General features: G+C 63.4%; 15 protein-coding genes. 9 read left to right on the top strand and 6 right to left on the bottom strand.

The genetic code is table 11. The features are described from left to right. Positions 1 to 14: 14 nt before the first annotated feature. The 7 genes from IAG25_RS23380 (at position 15) to IAG25_RS23410 (ending at position 5,898) form a co-directional block, all read left to right on the top strand. The gene (locus IAG25_RS23380) at positions 15 to 461 is read left to right on the top strand and encodes a nuclear transport factor 2 family protein (protein ID WP_187606962.1); all 447 of its coding nucleotides are present in this window, start codon (positions 15 to 17) and stop codon (positions 459 to 461) included. 137 nt (positions 462 to 598) lie between these two features. Further along, positions 599 to 1,090, top strand: coding sequence for a hypothetical protein (locus tag IAG25_RS23385; RefSeq protein WP_035500417.1), 492 nt, complete (start codon positions 599 to 601; stop codon positions 1,088 to 1,090). A 44-nt stretch (positions 1,091 to 1,134) separates the two neighbouring features. Continuing rightward, positions 1,135 to 2,130 carry a hypothetical protein gene (locus IAG25_RS23390; RefSeq protein ID WP_062261360.1) on the top strand — a complete coding sequence of 332 codons (996 nt, stop codon included), beginning with the start codon at positions 1,135 to 1,137 and terminating at the stop codon, positions 2,128 to 2,130. 87 nt (positions 2,131 to 2,217) lie between these two features. After that, complete coding sequence (locus tag IAG25_RS23395; protein ID WP_187606963.1) at positions 2,218 to 3,681, top strand: aldehyde dehydrogenase family protein; 1,464 nt, start codon at positions 2,218 to 2,220, stop codon at positions 3,679 to 3,681. A 14-nt stretch (positions 3,682 to 3,695) separates the two neighbouring features. Continuing rightward, positions 3,696 to 4,751 carry a maleylacetate reductase gene (locus IAG25_RS23400; RefSeq protein ID WP_187606964.1) on the top strand — a complete coding sequence of 352 codons (1,056 nt, stop codon included), beginning with the start codon at positions 3,696 to 3,698 and terminating at the stop codon, positions 4,749 to 4,751. Next, positions 4,748 to 5,566 (top strand): intradiol ring-cleavage dioxygenase, encoded by an 819-nt coding sequence (locus IAG25_RS23405; RefSeq protein ID WP_187606965.1) that lies wholly within the window; start codon positions 4,748 to 4,750, stop codon positions 5,564 to 5,566. Before IAG25_RS23400 ends, IAG25_RS23405 begins: the two co-directional genes overlap by 4 nt. Beyond that, on the top strand, positions 5,563 to 5,898 hold the full coding sequence (locus tag IAG25_RS23410) for a Rieske (2Fe-2S) protein (RefSeq protein ID WP_187606966.1): 336 nt from the start codon (positions 5,563 to 5,565) through the stop codon (positions 5,896 to 5,898). Before IAG25_RS23405 ends, IAG25_RS23410 begins: the two co-directional genes overlap by 4 nt. Here the strand turns inward: IAG25_RS23410 and IAG25_RS23415 are convergent. The 5 genes from IAG25_RS23415 to IAG25_RS23435 form a co-directional block, all read right to left on the bottom strand. Then, entirely contained in the window at positions 5,891 to 7,156 is a 1,266-nt protein-coding gene (locus tag IAG25_RS23415) for a hypothetical protein (RefSeq protein WP_255503874.1), read from the bottom strand. The genes IAG25_RS23410 and IAG25_RS23415 overlap by 8 nt on opposite strands. 302 nt (positions 7,157 to 7,458) lie before the next feature. Next, positions 7,459 to 8,202, bottom strand: coding sequence for a FadR/GntR family transcriptional regulator (locus IAG25_RS23420; RefSeq protein WP_187606967.1), 744 nt, complete (start codon positions 8,200 to 8,202; stop codon positions 7,459 to 7,461). Positions 8,203 to 8,221: 19 nt separating this feature from the next. Further along, positions 8,222 to 9,028 (bottom strand): ATP-binding cassette domain-containing protein, encoded by an 807-nt coding sequence (locus IAG25_RS23425; protein WP_051626770.1) that lies wholly within the window; start codon positions 9,026 to 9,028, stop codon positions 8,222 to 8,224. After that, positions 9,028 to 10,038 carry an ABC transporter permease gene (locus IAG25_RS23430; RefSeq protein WP_187606968.1) on the bottom strand — a complete coding sequence of 337 codons (1,011 nt, stop codon included), beginning with the start codon at positions 10,036 to 10,038 and terminating at the stop codon, positions 9,028 to 9,030. Before IAG25_RS23430 ends, IAG25_RS23425 begins: the two co-directional genes overlap by 1 nt. After that, positions 10,038 to 11,144, bottom strand: coding sequence for a sugar ABC transporter substrate-binding protein (locus IAG25_RS23435; protein ID WP_187606969.1), 1,107 nt, complete (start codon positions 11,142 to 11,144; stop codon positions 10,038 to 10,040). The genes IAG25_RS23430 and IAG25_RS23435 overlap by 1 nt, the downstream gene beginning before the upstream one ends. Positions 11,145 to 11,473: 329 nt before the next feature. On the opposite strand from IAG25_RS23435, the gene IAG25_RS23440 reads away from it, so the two are divergent. Beyond that, positions 11,474 to 13,216 (top strand): IlvD/Edd family dehydratase, encoded by a 1,743-nt coding sequence (locus IAG25_RS23440; RefSeq protein ID WP_187606970.1) that lies wholly within the window; start codon positions 11,474 to 11,476, stop codon positions 13,214 to 13,216. 4 nt (positions 13,217 to 13,220) lie between these two features. Here IAG25_RS23440 and IAG25_RS23445 read toward each other — a convergent pair whose 3' ends face one another. Next, positions 13,221 to 14,144 (bottom strand): DMT family transporter, encoded by a 924-nt coding sequence (locus tag IAG25_RS23445; RefSeq protein ID WP_187606971.1) that lies wholly within the window; start codon positions 14,142 to 14,144, stop codon positions 13,221 to 13,223. Between the two features lie 116 nt (positions 14,145 to 14,260). Between IAG25_RS23445 and IAG25_RS23450 the strand changes: the two genes are divergently transcribed. Further along, entirely contained in the window at positions 14,261 to 15,121 is an 861-nt protein-coding gene (locus tag IAG25_RS23450; protein ID WP_187606972.1) for a class I SAM-dependent methyltransferase, read from the top strand. Positions 15,122 to 15,126 lie beyond the last annotated feature (5 nt).

The following is a 15,126-nucleotide window of genomic DNA, read 5'->3' on the forward strand; positions in this document are numbered from 1 at the left end:
CTGGAGACGAAAGCATGAATCCCATCACCATGACCGACGAACAGCGCAAGACCATCGCGCTCGAATATCTGCGCAGGCTAGATCGCGGCGCACCATTTTTCGATCTGTTCGACGACAACGCCGAAGTCTATTTCCCGAAGTGGGGCATCGCGACAGGCCGTGCGGCCTTCGAACAGCTCTTCGCGGATCTCGGTTCCGTCGTCGCGAAGTTCAAGCACGACCTCGCGTATCTGAACGTGATCCAGCAGGGCGATACGGTGGTCGTCGAAGGCACGAGCTACGGCGCGACGAAAAGCGGTGTCGAGTGGCGCGCGGGCGTCACGCACGCGGGCCGCTGGACGGACGTATTCGAAATCCGCGACTTCAAGATCCAGCGCTGCTTCATCTATCTCGATCCCGACTACGAAAGCGCGGACACGCAGCGCTATCCGTGGCTCGCGGATAAACAGGCGCAGAAGTAAGTACTTTCCCTAGGGCCGCGATCGAGGACGCATCGTTCGGCAAACGCGAACCTCGATTCATTGCCTCCCGCCGCTCGCAGCCCTAATCTTGATTCCAGCGCGACACCGCGGACGTGAACGCAGACATGGAGACAGACATGCAACAGACACAACTCGGCAGCCTCGATAACTATCGCAAGGGCACCATCGAAGTCATCAAGGGCAAGGCCTCGCACTACGTGATGTCCAACGTGTTCGAAGTCGCGAGCCACGCCGCGCCCTACGAAAAAGTGGTCGTCGGCAAGAACCTCAAATACGTGATCGAAACCTTGCGCGCGGAAGGCGTGTCGCCGTGGTTCAGCGCGTCGCACGATGAATTCGTGGTCGCGCTCGATGGCGAAATCGACGTGCACTTCATCAAGCCTTCCGATGGCGCGCTGGTCAGCGAAGGCGTCGAAGGTACGGTGAAGCTCGAAGGCGAACCTTCGGGCCAGAAGATGGGCTTCGTGCGTCTGCGTCGCGGTCATCAGGCATTGCTGCCCGCGGGCGCGGCGTATCGCTTCGAAGCGCGAAAGACTGGCGTGCTGCTCGTGCAGACGATCATCGGTTCGGCATCGGTCGAGAAGTGGGCCGAGATCTGCATTCAGTGAACACGCATACGCCAACTTCTTTCAAACATCCGGAGCACACCATCATGGATCACGCAGCATTCCTTCAAAGCGTCGTCGCGACCGACCCCGATGCGAACACCGGCTACCGCACGTTCAAGCTGGGCGATTTCGAATTCAGCCGCGACGCCTACTTCGTCACCGTGAAATGGCCGGCGCAAGGACAGACGCGCTCGCATCAGATGCACGCCGACGACTTCCTGCGCGCGATGATGCGCGACGTCGCATGGGGCTTCTTCTACGGCTGGGTCAACTTCGACGAAGTGATCGGCACGCGCAATCACTACGGCAAGGTCGACATGTACGCCGGTGCGTATAACGCGAGCTTCCGCGAGGCGGGCGTCGATTACACGCAGCAGTTCGAAACGCCGATCATCATGGCGACCTTCAAGGCGATCCTGAAGGACTGGGTCAACGAAGGCTTCGATCCGTTCGCCGCGCCCGAGGAAACCGGCTCGGCATTCGGCGCGAAGCACGGCGACAACATCGCGGCGATCGATCGCACGCGTATCGCGACGAAGCGCATGCCCGGCCTCGAAGGCGACTCGCCGCTGCGCGACGACTTCCCGGTGAATCGCCAGTTCGCGGACGTATCGCAGGACGAGCCGGAGATTCACGCCGAGCCTGGATTCGAAGGTCAGTTGCACGCGTTCAGCCTGTTCAAGTATCTGTCGCGTTCGGACGTCACGTGGAATCCGTCGGTCACGTCGGTGTGCAAGCAAAGCCTCTTTTGCCCGACGACCGAGGAATTCGTGCTGCCGGTCTTTCATGGCAACGACCGCGTCGAATGGTTCCTGCAACTGTCGGATCAGATCATCTGGGACGTGGCCGACAAGGACACCGGCGAGCCGCGCGCGCGCATCACGATGAACGCCGGCGATATCGCCGCGATGCCCGCCGACATCCGCCACAAGGGCTATTCGCAGAAGCGCTCGATGCTGCTCGTCTGGGAGAACGCGACGCCCGATCTGCCCAAGCGCTACGAAAGCGGCGAACTGCCGCCGTATCCGGTCGCGCTTTAACACTCTCTGCGTTCCTCTTCGATACGTCGGCGCTCTCATCGGGCGTCGCGGGAATGTTTCGTCTTCAATTTTCGACACGAGCAAGACATGCAAACGCAACTCTTCATCGATGGCCGCTTCGTGCCCGCCCTTTCCGGCGAAACGCTCGCGACCCTGAATCCGCACGACAACAGTGAGATCGCGCAGGTCTCGATGGCCGGCCGCGAGGACGTCGATCGCGCAGTAGAAGCCGCGAAAAAAGCGTTTCCTAAGTGGAGCAACATGGCGGCCGCCGATCGCGGACGCCTGCTGCTGAAACTCGCCGACGCCATCGAAGCCAACGCCGATGCACTCGCGCGTCTCGAATCGATGGACACGGGCCATCCGATCCGCGACACGCTCAATCTCGACGTGCCGCGCACGGCGGCAACGTTCCGCTACTTCGGCGGCATGGCGGACAAGTTCGAAGGTTCGGTGATTCCGGTCGAAGCGGGCTTTCTCAACTATCTGACGCGCGAGCCGGTGGGTATCGTCGGGCAAGTGGTGCCGTGGAATTTTCCGCTGATGTTCACGAGCTGGAAGATGGCGCCCGCGCTCGCGGCCGGCAATTGCGTCGTGATGAAGCCCGCTGAACTCACGCCTTTGTCGAGTCTCGCCATCGCCGAACTGATGGCCGAAGTCGGCTTTCCGGCGGGCGTCGTCAATGTGCTGCCGGGGCTCGGGCACGTCGCGGGGCAATATATCGCGGAGCATCCGGAGATCGGCAAGGTCGCGTTCACCGGATCGACGGCGGTGGGCCGCAAGATCGTGCAGGCATCGAGCGGCAATCTGAAGAAAGTGCAACTGGAACTCGGCGGCAAGGGCGCGAACGTCGTGTTCGCCGACGCCAACATCGATGCCGTCGTGCAAGGCTCCGCGTTCGGCATCTTCCATAACCAGGGTCAGGCGTGCATCGCGGCATCGCGACTGATCGTGCATGAGTCGATCGCAGATGACTTGCTGGAACGCTTCACGTCGCTGGCGCGCTCGATCCGCATCGGCGATCCGCTCGATCCGTCGACGGAAATGGGGCCGCTCACATCGCAGATGCATCGCGACCGCGTGCTGTCCTACGTCGATGTCGCGCGCGAGCAGGGCGGACGCGTGCTCGCGGGCGGCAAGGCGCCGGACGCCGCCGCGCTCGCGAACGGCTGCTATGTCGAGCCGACCATCGTGCAGGCGAAGCCGACCGATCGCGTCGCCCAGGAAGAGGTGTTCGGCCCGTTCGTCGCGGTCAGCACGTTCAAGAGCGATGAAGAAGCGCTCGCGATCGCCAACGGCACCGAATACGGCCTCGGCGCGGGCCTCTGGACGCGCGATCTGCAACGCGCGCATCTCTTCGCGCGGCAATTGAAAAGCGGCATGGTGTGGATCAACTGCTACAAGCGCGTCAGTCCGGGATCGCCCTTCGGCGGCGTTGGCGCGAGCGGATATGGCCGCGAGATGGGCTTCGAAGTGATGCGCGAATATACTCAGGCTAAGTCGGTATGGGTGAATGTCGACGCCAGTATTCCGCCTTACTATCCGCGCTGAGCGCATCGGGAATCATGCAATCGTTCATCTATCAGGGCATGCCGTCGCGCGTGGTGTTCGGCGCGGGCAGCATCGAACATGTCGAACGCGAGATCGAGCTTCTGGGCGCGCAGCGCGCGCTCATCCTCTCGACGCCGCCGCAGCGCGATCAGGCCGAAGCGCTCGCGGAACGCATCGGACATCGCGCGGCCGGCGTGTTCGCGAAAGCGGTGATGCATGTGCCGGTCGAAACGGCGCGCGAGGCGCGCGAGTATGCGCAGCGCATCGGCGCGGATTGCGCGATCGCCATCGGCGGCGGCTCGACAACTGGCCTCGGCAAGGCGATCGCGCTGACATCGTCGCTGCCGATACTCGCCGTGCCGACCACGTATGCCGGCTCGGAAATGACGCCGATCTACGGCCTCACGGAAGCGGGCCTGAAGAAGACTGGCCGCGACATGCGCGTGCTGCCGAAGACCGTGATCTACGATCCACAACTCACGGTGTCGCTGCCCGCGTCGCTTTCGGTGACGAGCGGCATCAACGCGATTGCGCACGCCGCCGAAGGGCTTTATGCGCAGGACGCGAATCCCGTCGTGAGCCTGATGGCGGAAGAAGGCATTCGCGCGCTCGCGCAGGGCATCGGCAAGGTCGTCGCGAAGCCGGACGATCTCGATGCCCGCAGCGATTGCCTCTACGGTGCGTGGCTGTGCGGCGCGGTGCTGGGCAGCGTGGGCATGTCGCTGCATCACAAGCTGTGTCATACGCTCGGCGGCACGTTCAATCTGCCCCACGCGGAGACGCATACCATCGTGCTGCCGCATGCGCTCGCCTATAACCGCGATGCCGCGCCCGACGCAATGAAGCGCATCGCTCGCGCACTCGGCGCGGACGATGCCGCCATCGGCGCATTCGAACTCGCGCGCGTGAACGGCGCGCCGACTGCGCTGAAGGACATCGGCATGAAGGAAAGCGATATCGATATCGCCGTCGATGTCGCGTTGAAAAGCCCGTACTGGAACCCGCGGCCGATCGAGCACGCACCGCTGCGCGCATTGCTGGAAGCGGCCTACGAAGGACGACGACCATGAACGAGTCACTCACGCAAAACGTCACGCAAGCCTTCGGCCAGTGCGCCGACGCGCGCACGAAGGAAATCGTCACCGCGCTCGTGCGTCATCTGCACGCGTTCGCGCGCGAAGTGAACCTCACGCACGACGAATGGCGGCGAGGCATCGAGTTCCTGACGGCCACGGGCAAGAAGTGCGACGGCATCCGGCAGGAGTTCATCCTGCTGTCGGACACGCTGGGGCTTTCGATCGTGCTCGACGACATCAACCAGCATCACGACGAAGGCGCGACCGAGAGCAGCCTGCTCGGCCCGTTCTATCGCGATGGCGTGAAGGAATCGGCGTTCGGCGCGAACATCGCGCAGAGCGATGGCGAGCCGGTGTTCTTTCATGGCGTCGTCAGCGATGTGAACGGAAAGCCCGTCTCCGATGCGCTGATCGAAGTCTGGCAGACCGCGCCGAACGGCATGTATGAAGGGCAAGACCCGGATCAGCCCGAAGGCAATCTGCGCGGGCGCTTTCGCACGAACGCGGATGGCGCGTATGCATTTCATTCGATCAAGCCGACGAGCTATCCGATTCCGACAGACGGCCCCGTCGGCCAAATGCTGCTCGCGACGGGCCGCCATCCGATGCGTCCCGCGCATATCCACTTTCGCATCGACGCGCCCGGCTACGAGTCATTGACGACCGCGCTCTATTCGTCCGACGATCCCTACGTGCACTCCGATGCGGTGTTCGGCGTGAAGCCCTCGCTCGTCATCGAGTATGTGAGCAAGGACGGCGGATACGACGCGGCGCGAGATTTCGTGCTGATCCCGCGAGGACGAGCGTGAGCCATTCCACATCGAACGATGTCTGCGCGCTCCACGACGTGCCCGACGGCGGCGGCCTCGAAGCCGCGCCATCGGTTCTCGTGCTACGTCGCGGAGGCGAAGCGTGGGCGTATCGCAACGAGTGCCCGCACTTCTCGATACCGCTCAACTACGAACCGGATGCGTTCTGGACTTACGAAGGCGGACTGCTGATGTGCGCGCATCACAGCGCGATGTTTCGCTTCGAGGACGGCATGTGCGTCGATGGCCCCTGTCTCGGCGCGAGCCTCAGGCGGATTCCGATCCGCATCGAGAATGGCCGCGTGATGATCGAAGCCACGGACATCACATAGGATGCGCCGCGACGAAGCTCTTGTATGCGGCGTAAGCGGGCTTTTGCGTGAAGCCATCGTTCTTGAGCAAGCCGAACGCGCCTTCTCCGCCTATCGGATCGTCGTATAGCTCGTAGCTCTGGATCGATTCGATATCGTATGTCGATGCAAGCGCGACGAACTGCGCCATCATGCGGTTGCCGACGAGATACGCCGCGATCTGCTGATCGGTGCCGTAGTTCGGGCGCACGCCGAACTCGTTGATCCAGATCGGCTTGCCGAGCGACTTGAGCTCGGCGAGCACGTTATGACAGCCCGTGCCGCCGCACGCGTTGGTGATATCGCCCTGCTCGGAGTACCAGTGCCACGCGGTGATATCCCAGTCGACAACCGCGTGCCCGATGCTGCCGTCGGGCTCCATGCCGGCCGCGAGCATCTTCTGGAAGCCGTAGTGCAGCCACGTGCCGCCGCCCATGATGATCTTGCCCGACGCATCCACCGATTTGATGCCCGCGATCATCCCGCGAATCACACCGCGCAGGATTCTGAACTTCACGACATCGAACTGCTGCGGATAAACGCCATCCACATTGCCGATGAGCAGTTCCGCTTCCATCTCGTTCGTGACTTCGTAGTACGGGTAATGGCGCGAGGTCGCCGTCTGCTGTCCGAGTGCGAAGCCCGCGTTGTAGCCTTCGGTTTCGTTGTTGAACGTATCGATGCCCATGAGCATCACCGGATACACGGTGACGCCGCCGGCAGCCATCAGTTGAGCGACGCCCGCGAGCTTGTTCGCGGTGCCCTGGCTATACACCTCGTTGCGATACAGTTTCGCGCCCAGGTCCTGCAACTGCGAAAGCTGCAGCGCGAAGCTGGAGAGATCGTAGGCGCCGCCCTCGTTGTTGTGGCCGTTCACGCCGTAGAAGGGCCGGACGGTCGGAAGCGGCGTCGTGGTATTGCCGGCGTTCGAGGCCGGATCGGGCGCGCCGACGGCGGGCGACGACGCGCCGCTCGCCGGAGCGGTGCTTTCGGTGGCGCCGTTGGCGGAAGGAGGACTCGTCGTGAGCTTCGATGTCCCTGTGCCCGAGGCCGGAAGATCCGTCGCCGGAACAGACACCGCCGAAGCGCCGCTACGCGAGGCGTCCGAGGATGAGGCAGGGCCGCCGCCACCACCGCCGCCGCATGCCGCAAGCAGCAGGCTTGCCGCAGCAGCGAGCGCGACGGCCTTGCATCGAATGAAGGGCGAAGCCGGAATACCGGATTGAACGAAGTTCATCATGTCAGATACGCACTACTAAATGGTCAACATCCATGTCCACGAAGTAGGCGCACGTTCCGCGAGTCGTCCGGGCGAACGCGGACGGACCGATGACGGACCTTCATCCCGCGTCGAACGCAGGAATGGTGGAATGCTCGTCTAATAGCCCCGATGAGCCGCCCGGAGGAGGGTGCTGCCGGAAGCGGGGGGCGAAGAGGAGACCGCGTCGAAGCCGGTCTCAATAGGGTTTACGGCGGGGATGGACGAGACTTGAACGCGTTTCGCGAGAAGCGAACGCTACGGCCGCGCGGAATCGGAAATTTTTAGCCCGAAAGCGGCCGATCCGGTTCGAGCGCCGCGCCGCCGAGGATCGACGTGGCGTCGGCGCGCGCATTGTCGAGCTGCACGACGCTCGCCTGACGCGCCGCGAGCGCATCGCGGTTCGCGATCGCGGTGAAGATCGCCTTGTGACGCGGCAGCGACAGCGCGTGCGTGTTCGGATGACGGCTCGTGAGCTTGATCGATTCGCTGAGCGCGAGGGAAAGCATGTTGCCGATGTACGCGAGCATGTCGTTATGCGTCGCCGTCATGATCGCGCGATGAAACGCCAGATCCGGATCGAGCAGATCGGCGGCGGTTTGCGCGCCTTCCATGCGCTCGTACGCAGCGCCGATGCGCGCGATGTCTTCATCGGTGGCGGAGATGGCCGCGAGCGCGGCGGCGGCGGGTTCAATGATCTGGCGCACCGTCATCAGCGAGCGGAAGAACTCGCCTTCGGGAAGATGACTGATGGTCCACACGAGCACGTCGGGGTCGAGCATGTGCCACTCGTCGCGCGGGCGCACGACGCTGCCCACGCGCGGCTTCGACACGACGAGCCCCTTCGCGACCAGCACGCGCGTCGCCTCGCGCAGCACCGGGCGGCTCACGCCATAGCTTTCGCACAGCGTGGGCTCGGCGGGCAGACGCTCGCCCGGCTTGATGCCGCCGCTCACGATCCGCATGCCGAGTTCCTGCACGATGCGCCCGTGCATGCTCTTTCGTTGCTTGGGGTTGCGGTAATCCATGATGCGGCGCGCGCGGCGTCTAACCAGCGGTCGTCGCGCGCATCGCCCGATATTCCCGCCTCACGATATCCATCAACTCCGCGACCGACGTATTCGCGCTGCGCTGCTCGTAAGTAACGCGTCCGCGCTGCATCAACATGATGCGATCCGCGATGTCGAGCGTCTGCGCATAGTTGTGCATGATCATGATGATCGAGAGTCCGCCTTTCTCCTTCAGGCGCATCACGAGATCGATGATGAGCGCGGCCTCGCGCGCACCCATCGCGGCGAGGGGTTCGTCGAGCAGCAGGATTCTCGCGTTCGAATGCACCGCGCGCGCAACCGCGATGGCCTGACGCTGACCGCCCGACAAACGCTCGACGGGCAGATCGACGGAAGGCACATGCACGCCGATATCCTCGAGGCATTGCGCCGCGCGCTCGCGCATCTGCTTGTGATCGACGAGGCGCAACAGACGGGCAGGCCCGCCCCGCACGATCTCGCGATTGAGGAACATGTTGTGATAGATCGACAGCGAATTCGCGAGCGCGAGATCCTGATACACGCATTCGATGCCGAGCGCGCGCGCATGATCGACGGACTTGAGCAGCGTCTCCTCGCCGTGCACGGAGAGCGTGCCGCTCGTCTGCTGATGAAAGCCCGTGAGAATCTTCACGAGCGTCGACTTGCCCGCGCCGTTGTCGCCGAGAATGCCGAGAATCTCGCCTTTGCCGAGCGAAAGCGACACGCCGTCGAGCGCGGTGACCGCGCCGAAGCGCTTCACGAGGTTGTCGCCGCGCAGCGCGAGATCGGCGGATGCGGCGGGAGCCGTTAGCGGTTCTGCCATCACCGTGCTCCCTTGCGGCGGATGCGTCCGACGTGAATATTGAAGATCATCGCGGCGAGAATCGCAGCCCCGAGAATGATGTTGAACGTGAACGCGTTGATGCCGATCAGCGTGAAGCCGTCGCTCAGAATGCCGAGCACCGCCGCGCCGAGCAGGCCGCCCACGATCGTGCCCGAGCCGCCCGTCAACGGCGTGCCGCCGATCACCGCAGCGGCGACCGCGAGAAACATGATCTGATTGCCGCCCGCTTGCGGATCGATCGACGTGATGCGGAAGCTTTCGAGGATGCCGGTGAAGCCCGCGAGCACGGCGGCGATCACGAAGTTGCCGAGCCGAAGCCGGTTCACATGGATGCCCGCCTCGCTCGCGCCGAGCGCGTTCGCGCCGGCCGCCTGCGTGTGCAGACCCCAGCGCGTATGCCGCAGCAGCACATGCATGACGAACGCGATCGCCACGGTCCAGATGATCTCGCTATAGCCCCACGCGCCCATCACGGCGGCGAACGCGGGCGAGCCCGGCGTCGCGGCGGGCGTGCCGCGCGAAACGGTCAGCGTAATGCCGTTGATCAGAAAGAGCGTGCCGAGCGTCGTCACGAACGAAGGCAGGCGCAAAAAGACCGTTACCGCCCCGTTCACGAAGCCGATGATCGCGGCCGCGATCAGCCCCGCGATCACCGCGAGCCACATCGGTGCGCCCGCATCGTTCGCGAACACCATCATGAACGGCGCGAACGCGAACACCATGCCCGCCGAGAGATCGATGTCGCCGCCGATCATCAGCATGATCTCGCCGAACGCGATGATCGCGACCGGCGCAACGTACTGCGAGAGATTGACGAGGCTCGCGTTGCTGAGCAGGAAGTCGTGATTGACGAACTGGAAATACGCCGCGAGCAGCACGGCGACGAGCAGGATGCGCAACTCGGGCGCCCAATGCGACGCCCACGCACCGCGCGGACTTACAGTCTGCGCGGGCGTGGTTGCTTTACGAGGTTCGTTCACCGTGTTCATCAGGACTTGATCGCGCCTTTCATCGGCACGATTTGCGGCTTGGTGGTCTTGCCTTCATAACGCGTCGAGGTGTTGAGATAAGGCTCGACCGTATCCTTCGTCACGAACTTGAGACCCGTGTTGATGTTCGCCGGCCCGACGAGCCCGCCCGACGCGAGGAACACGAACGCTTCCATCACCGTGTAGAAGCCCTGCACGTAGGGCTGCTGGTCGATGGTGAAATCGAGGAAGCCTTCGTGGATGAGCTGGATGGTCTGCGGCAACAGGTCGAAGCCGCCACCATGCACGCCCTTCGACGGCAGATTCGATTCCTTCATCACCTGAGCGACGCCCTGCGTGCTGCCCGCATCGACGGCGAACATGCCTTTCAGATCCTGGTGGCCGAGATAGAACGACTTGATCTTCGAGAGTTCTTCGTTGACGGTCGCGCCGGTCGCGACGGTCTGAATGTCGATCTTCTTGCCGGACTTCTTGATCGCATCGCTTGCGCCGTCGAGACGCGGCTGGATGTTCAATTGGCCCGGCGTCGCGATGAAGAGCGCCACCATGCCGCTGTCGATCATGCTCGCGATGCGCTCGCCCATCTGATAGCCCGACAAATACAGATCCTGCCCGATATACGCGAGCCGCGGATTGCTCTTGCCGCGCGGCGCGTCGGCGTTGTAAGCGAACACGGGAATGCCGGCGTCGAGCGCGGCCTGAATGGGCTTGTCGAATGCGTTCGGATCGACGATCGGCACGGCGATGGCATCGGCTTTCGCGGCGATCGCGGAATTCACCGCGCGCACCATTTCGCCCGCATCGGACGTGGCCGAGCCGGTCCACTGATAGTCCATGCCGAACATGGCGCATGCGTCCTGGATGCCGTATTGCGTCGGCACGAAGAACGGATTCGTCGTCACATGATTGACAAACACGATCTTCCATTTCTTGTGCTGCGGGAACGCCGCTTCGGCCGCCTGCGCGCTCGAGATCAGCCCGCCGCCACCTGTCACGCCGCCGAGCAGCGACAGCGCCGCACCGAGCCCCGCGCCCTGCATGATGCCGCGCCGGCCCGCGCTGATGAGGCTGCTGTCTTTTGCGTCGTCATCCCGATCTTGCGCCATGTCTTCCTCCGTTCTCTTCTTCGTTGGTCGATGGGTCGACTCATCGTCGATCACGTTCAGATACTGGGTTCCACGGCATGTCGACCGCACGCCGCTTTCATGAATGAAAGACGGCAGTGTTGCGGAAGACGATGCGAGCAGTGTGCGAGAGGGCGATTCGAAAGCGCGGCGTGTTTGAACTAGTAATTGGGATCTGCGAAGCCCGCGCGCCGACTTCAATAGACAAACTATATGCAGACTGTTTTGACGTTGCGATTAGCGTTTTCCCGGTGGGTGTCATCGATATAGTCATGCTATTTATACAACTTTCTCGCAGAGTGAGCACAGCCATGAGCGCCCCCAAAACCAAGCTCCGCTCGGCCGCGTGGTTCGGCACCGCCGACAAGAACGGCTTCATGTACCGGAGCTGGATGAAAAACCAGGGCATTCCGGATCACGAGTTCGTGGGCAAGCCGATCATCGGCATATGTAATACGTGGTCCGAACTAACGCCATGCAACTCGCACTTCCGCAAGATCGCCGAGCACGTGAAGCGCGGGGTGTATGAAGCCGGCGGATTTCCCGTCGAGTTTCCGGTGTTCTCGAACGGCGAATCGAATCTGCGGCCCACCGCGATGTTCACGCGCAATCTCGCGAGCATGGACGTCGAGGAAGCGATACGCGGCAATCCCGTCGATGCGGTCGTGCTGCTCGTCGGTTGCGACAAGACGACGCCCGCGCTCCTGATGGGCGCGGCGAGCTGCGACGTGCCCGCGATCGTCGTTTCCGGCGGCCCGATGTTGAACGGCAAGCACCACGGCCGCGACATCGGCTCGGGCACCGTCGTGTGGCAACTGAGCGAGCAGGTCAAGGCGGGCAAGATTTCGATCCACGAATTCATGTCGGCGGAAGCGGGCATGTCGCGCTCGACGGGCACCTGCAACACGATGGGCACCGCATCGACGATGGCGTGCATGGCCGAAGCGCTCGGCGTCACGCTGCCGCACAATGCGGCGATTCCGGCCGTCGATTCGCGGCGCTATGTGCTCGCGCATCTGTCGGGCATGCGCATCGTCGAGATGGCGCTGGAAGATTTGCGTCTCTCGAAGCTGCTCACGCGCGAGGCCTTCGAGAATGCGATCCGCGCGAATGCGGCGATCGGCGGCTCGACGAATGCCGCGATTCACCTGAAGGCGATCGCGGGACGCATCGGCGTGAAGCTCGAACTCGACGACTGGACGCGCATCGGCCGCGGCACGCCGACGCTCGTCGATCTGCAGCCTTCGGGGCGCTTCCTGATGGAAGAGTTTTACTACGCGGGCGGTTTGCCGGCGGTGCTGAGGCGTCTGGGCGAAGCGAACCTGATTCCGCATCCCGATGCGCTCACCGCGAACGGCCGCACGCTCTGGGAGAACGTGAAGGAAGCGCCGCTCTACAACGACGAAGTGATCCGGCCGATCGAAAAGCCGCTCGTCGCGGATGGCGGATTGTGCGTGCTGCGCGGCAATCTCGCGCCGAACGGCGCGGTGCTGAAGCCATCGGCGGCGACGGCCGCGCTTCTGAAGCATCGCGGCCGCGCGGTCGTCTTCGAGAATTTCGACGACTACAAGCAGCGCATCGCCGATCCCGATCTCGATGTCACGGCGGACTCCGTGCTCGTGATGAAGAACTGCGGGCCGAAGGGTTATCCGGGCATGGCCGAGGTCGGCAACATGGGCCTGCCGCCGAAGCTGCTGGCGCAAGGCGTGACGGACATGGTGCGCGTATCGGATGCGCGCATGAGCGGCACGGCGTATGGCACGGTGGTGCTGCACGTCGCGCCCGAGGCGCGCGCGGGCGGGCCGCTTGCGATCGTGCGCGATGGCGACTGGATCGAACTCGATTGCGACAAGGGCGTGCTGCGCATCGATATCGACGACGATGAAATCCGCACGCGTCTCGATGCGTGGCTGGCGGCGAAGAGCGAGATTCCCGAGGATCGCAGCGGCTATCGCAAGCTATATGTGGAGCATGTGCTGCAAGCCGACGAAGGTTGCGACTTCGACTTTCTCGTCGGCTGCCGTGGCGCGGAAGTGCCGAAGCATTCGCATTGAGCGCTCACTTGCGCGGCGTCCATGTCGCAATCGCGACGCCGAGCACCGCGACGCCCATCGCCCACCATGCGGCTGCCGGCAGCACTTCGCCGAGGAAGAAGTAAGACAGCACGGCCGCCGCGGGCGGGATGAAGAAGAACAGCGACGCCACTTGCGATACCTTGCCCGCGCGGGTCATCGCGAGCAGCAGCGTGATCGCGATCAGCGAATTGCCTATCACGAGATAGGCGAGCGTCGCGATGAACGTGGGCGTCCATTGCACTTGCGTGTGCTCGAAGGCGAGCGCCATCGGCGCGCAGAACACGAAGCCGACGCTGTATTGCACGAGGTTCGACGTGATCGGATCCTGCGCCGTGCCGAGCCGCTTCTCGTACAGCATCGCGCCCGTTATGCCGATGAGCGCGCCGATCGCGAGCAGCACCGGTCCGAGCGAATCCGCATGCAGCGGCCCGCGTGCGGCGATCACGCCCGCCGCGCCTGCGAGCCCGAGCAGCAGGCCGATCCAGCGTCGCACGCCGATTCGTTCGCCGACGAACTTCGGCGCGAGCACGCCGACGAGAATCGGCTGCAAGGAGACGATCAACGCGAGCACGGAGGTCGCGATGCCCGCCGTCATCGACAGATAGCTGAGCCCGAAGTACATGACCTGCACGAGAAAGCCGACGACGCCGAGATGCAGCCACGCGCGCGCATTGCTCGGCCATCGCGGCCGCTTGATCGCGCATACGGCGAGCAGCACGCCGACGCTCAACGCAAAGCGTATCGATAGAAACGTGAGCGGCGACGCGTAGTGCAGGCCGGTCTTCGCAATCGGAAATCCCGCGGACCAGAGAAGCAGAAAGAGGATGGGTCCGCCGATGGTGAGCCAGCGGCGTTCGTTCTGCGTGCTGCTTGCTTCATTCCGGTCGATGCGCGGCGCCTGCGCCATATTCGCGTCCTTGTTCGTGTGCAGCGAAAGTACCGATTGTAGTGGTCGAGACGACGCCGTCGAAGTGTGAGACATTCTGTGCTTACAACCTCATCGATTCGATCGAACGCTGAACCATGAACGACAACATCAACGGGGCGCCCGACAGCACCGCCGCACGCGTCGCGATGTGGCGCGCGCTGCACGCCGAAGCCGATGCGCCGCCGCATGTCCTGAAAGACACCATCGGCCTCGAACTGCTCGCGCCCGATGCGAACTGGCGCGAACGCGGCGACATGAACCCGCAGTTCACGCGGCCTTTTCGCGCGTCGATCGTGGCGCGTGCGCGCTTCATCGAAGATCTCGTCGTCGAAGCGCTCGATCGCGATGTCGCGCAGTACGTCATCCTCGGCGCGGGTCTCGACAGCTTCGCGCAACGCAGGCCGGAGATCGCCGCGCGACTGAATATTTTCGAAGTCGATCCGCCGGGACCGCAGGCGTGGAAGCGTCGGCGTCTGATCGAGCTCGGCTACGGCGTGCCGGAGCGGCTGCATTTCGTGCCCGTGGATTTCGAAGCGGGAGAATCGTGGCGCGAGAAGCTCGTGCAGAACGGTTTCGATGAGAGCAGGCCCGCAATCGTCGTATCGACGGGCGTCAGCATGTATCTCACGAAGGAAGCGAACGCCGCCACGTTGCGCGAAGTCGCGGGCTTTGCATCGGGATCGACCTTCGCGATGACCTTCCTGCTGCCGATCGAACTCGCGGACCCCGACGTGCGTCCGGGTCTGGAGATGGCGGAGAAGGGCGCGCGTGCGAGCGGCACGCCGTTCATCAGCTTCTTCACGCCGGCTCAAATTAAGGCGCTGGCTCACGATGCGGGCTTCAAGGACGCGCGCCACGTTTCGGCCGAGGATCTGACACAGCGATACTTCGCGAACAGAACCGATGGCCTGCGTCCGCCGAACAATGCCGAAGAACTGCTGATCGCCAACACATAGGCTTG

It is taken from the genome of Caballeronia sp. EK (genome assembly GCF_014384845.1).
In the GTDB taxonomy this organism is placed as follows: Bacteria; Pseudomonadota; Gammaproteobacteria; order Burkholderiales; family Burkholderiaceae; genus Caballeronia; species Caballeronia jiangsuensis.

What these genes read in the sequence shown, in the direction of transcription:
- IAG25_RS23415 (WP_255503874.1), bottom strand. Translation starts at nt 7,156, where the DNA reads ATGATGAACTTCGTTCAATCCGGTATTCCGGCTTCGCCCTTCATTCGA.
- IAG25_RS23445 (WP_187606971.1), bottom strand. Translation starts at nt 14,144, where the DNA reads ATGGCGCAGGCGCCGCGCATCGACCGGAATGAAGCAAGCAGCACGCAG.
- IAG25_RS23390 (WP_062261360.1), top strand. Translation starts at nt 1,135, where the DNA reads ATGGATCACGCAGCATTCCTTCAAAGCGTCGTCGCGACCGACCCCGAT.
- IAG25_RS23420 (WP_187606967.1), bottom strand. Translation starts at nt 8,202, where the DNA reads ATGGATTACCGCAACCCCAAGCAACGAAAGAGCATGCACGGGCGCATC.
- IAG25_RS23405 (WP_187606965.1), top strand. Translation starts at nt 4,748, where the DNA reads ATGAACGAGTCACTCACGCAAAACGTCACGCAAGCCTTCGGCCAGTGC.
- IAG25_RS23395 (WP_187606963.1), top strand. Translation starts at nt 2,218, where the DNA reads ATGCAAACGCAACTCTTCATCGATGGCCGCTTCGTGCCCGCCCTTTCC.
- IAG25_RS23425 (WP_051626770.1), bottom strand. Translation starts at nt 9,028, where the DNA reads ATGGCAGAACCGCTAACGGCTCCCGCCGCATCCGCCGATCTCGCGCTG.
- IAG25_RS23435 (WP_187606969.1), bottom strand. Translation starts at nt 11,144, where the DNA reads ATGGCGCAAGATCGGGATGACGACGCAAAAGACAGCAGCCTCATCAGC.
- IAG25_RS23430 (WP_187606968.1), bottom strand. Translation starts at nt 10,038, where the DNA reads ATGAACACGGTGAACGAACCTCGTAAAGCAACCACGCCCGCGCAGACT.
- IAG25_RS23380 (WP_187606962.1), top strand. Translation starts at nt 15, where the DNA reads ATGAATCCCATCACCATGACCGACGAACAGCGCAAGACCATCGCGCTC.
- IAG25_RS23385 (WP_035500417.1), top strand. Translation starts at nt 599, where the DNA reads ATGCAACAGACACAACTCGGCAGCCTCGATAACTATCGCAAGGGCACC.
- IAG25_RS23450 (WP_187606972.1), top strand. Translation starts at nt 14,261, where the DNA reads ATGAACGACAACATCAACGGGGCGCCCGACAGCACCGCCGCACGCGTC.
- IAG25_RS23400 (WP_187606964.1), top strand. Translation starts at nt 3,696, where the DNA reads ATGCAATCGTTCATCTATCAGGGCATGCCGTCGCGCGTGGTGTTCGGC.
- IAG25_RS23440 (WP_187606970.1), top strand. Translation starts at nt 11,474, where the DNA reads ATGAGCGCCCCCAAAACCAAGCTCCGCTCGGCCGCGTGGTTCGGCACC.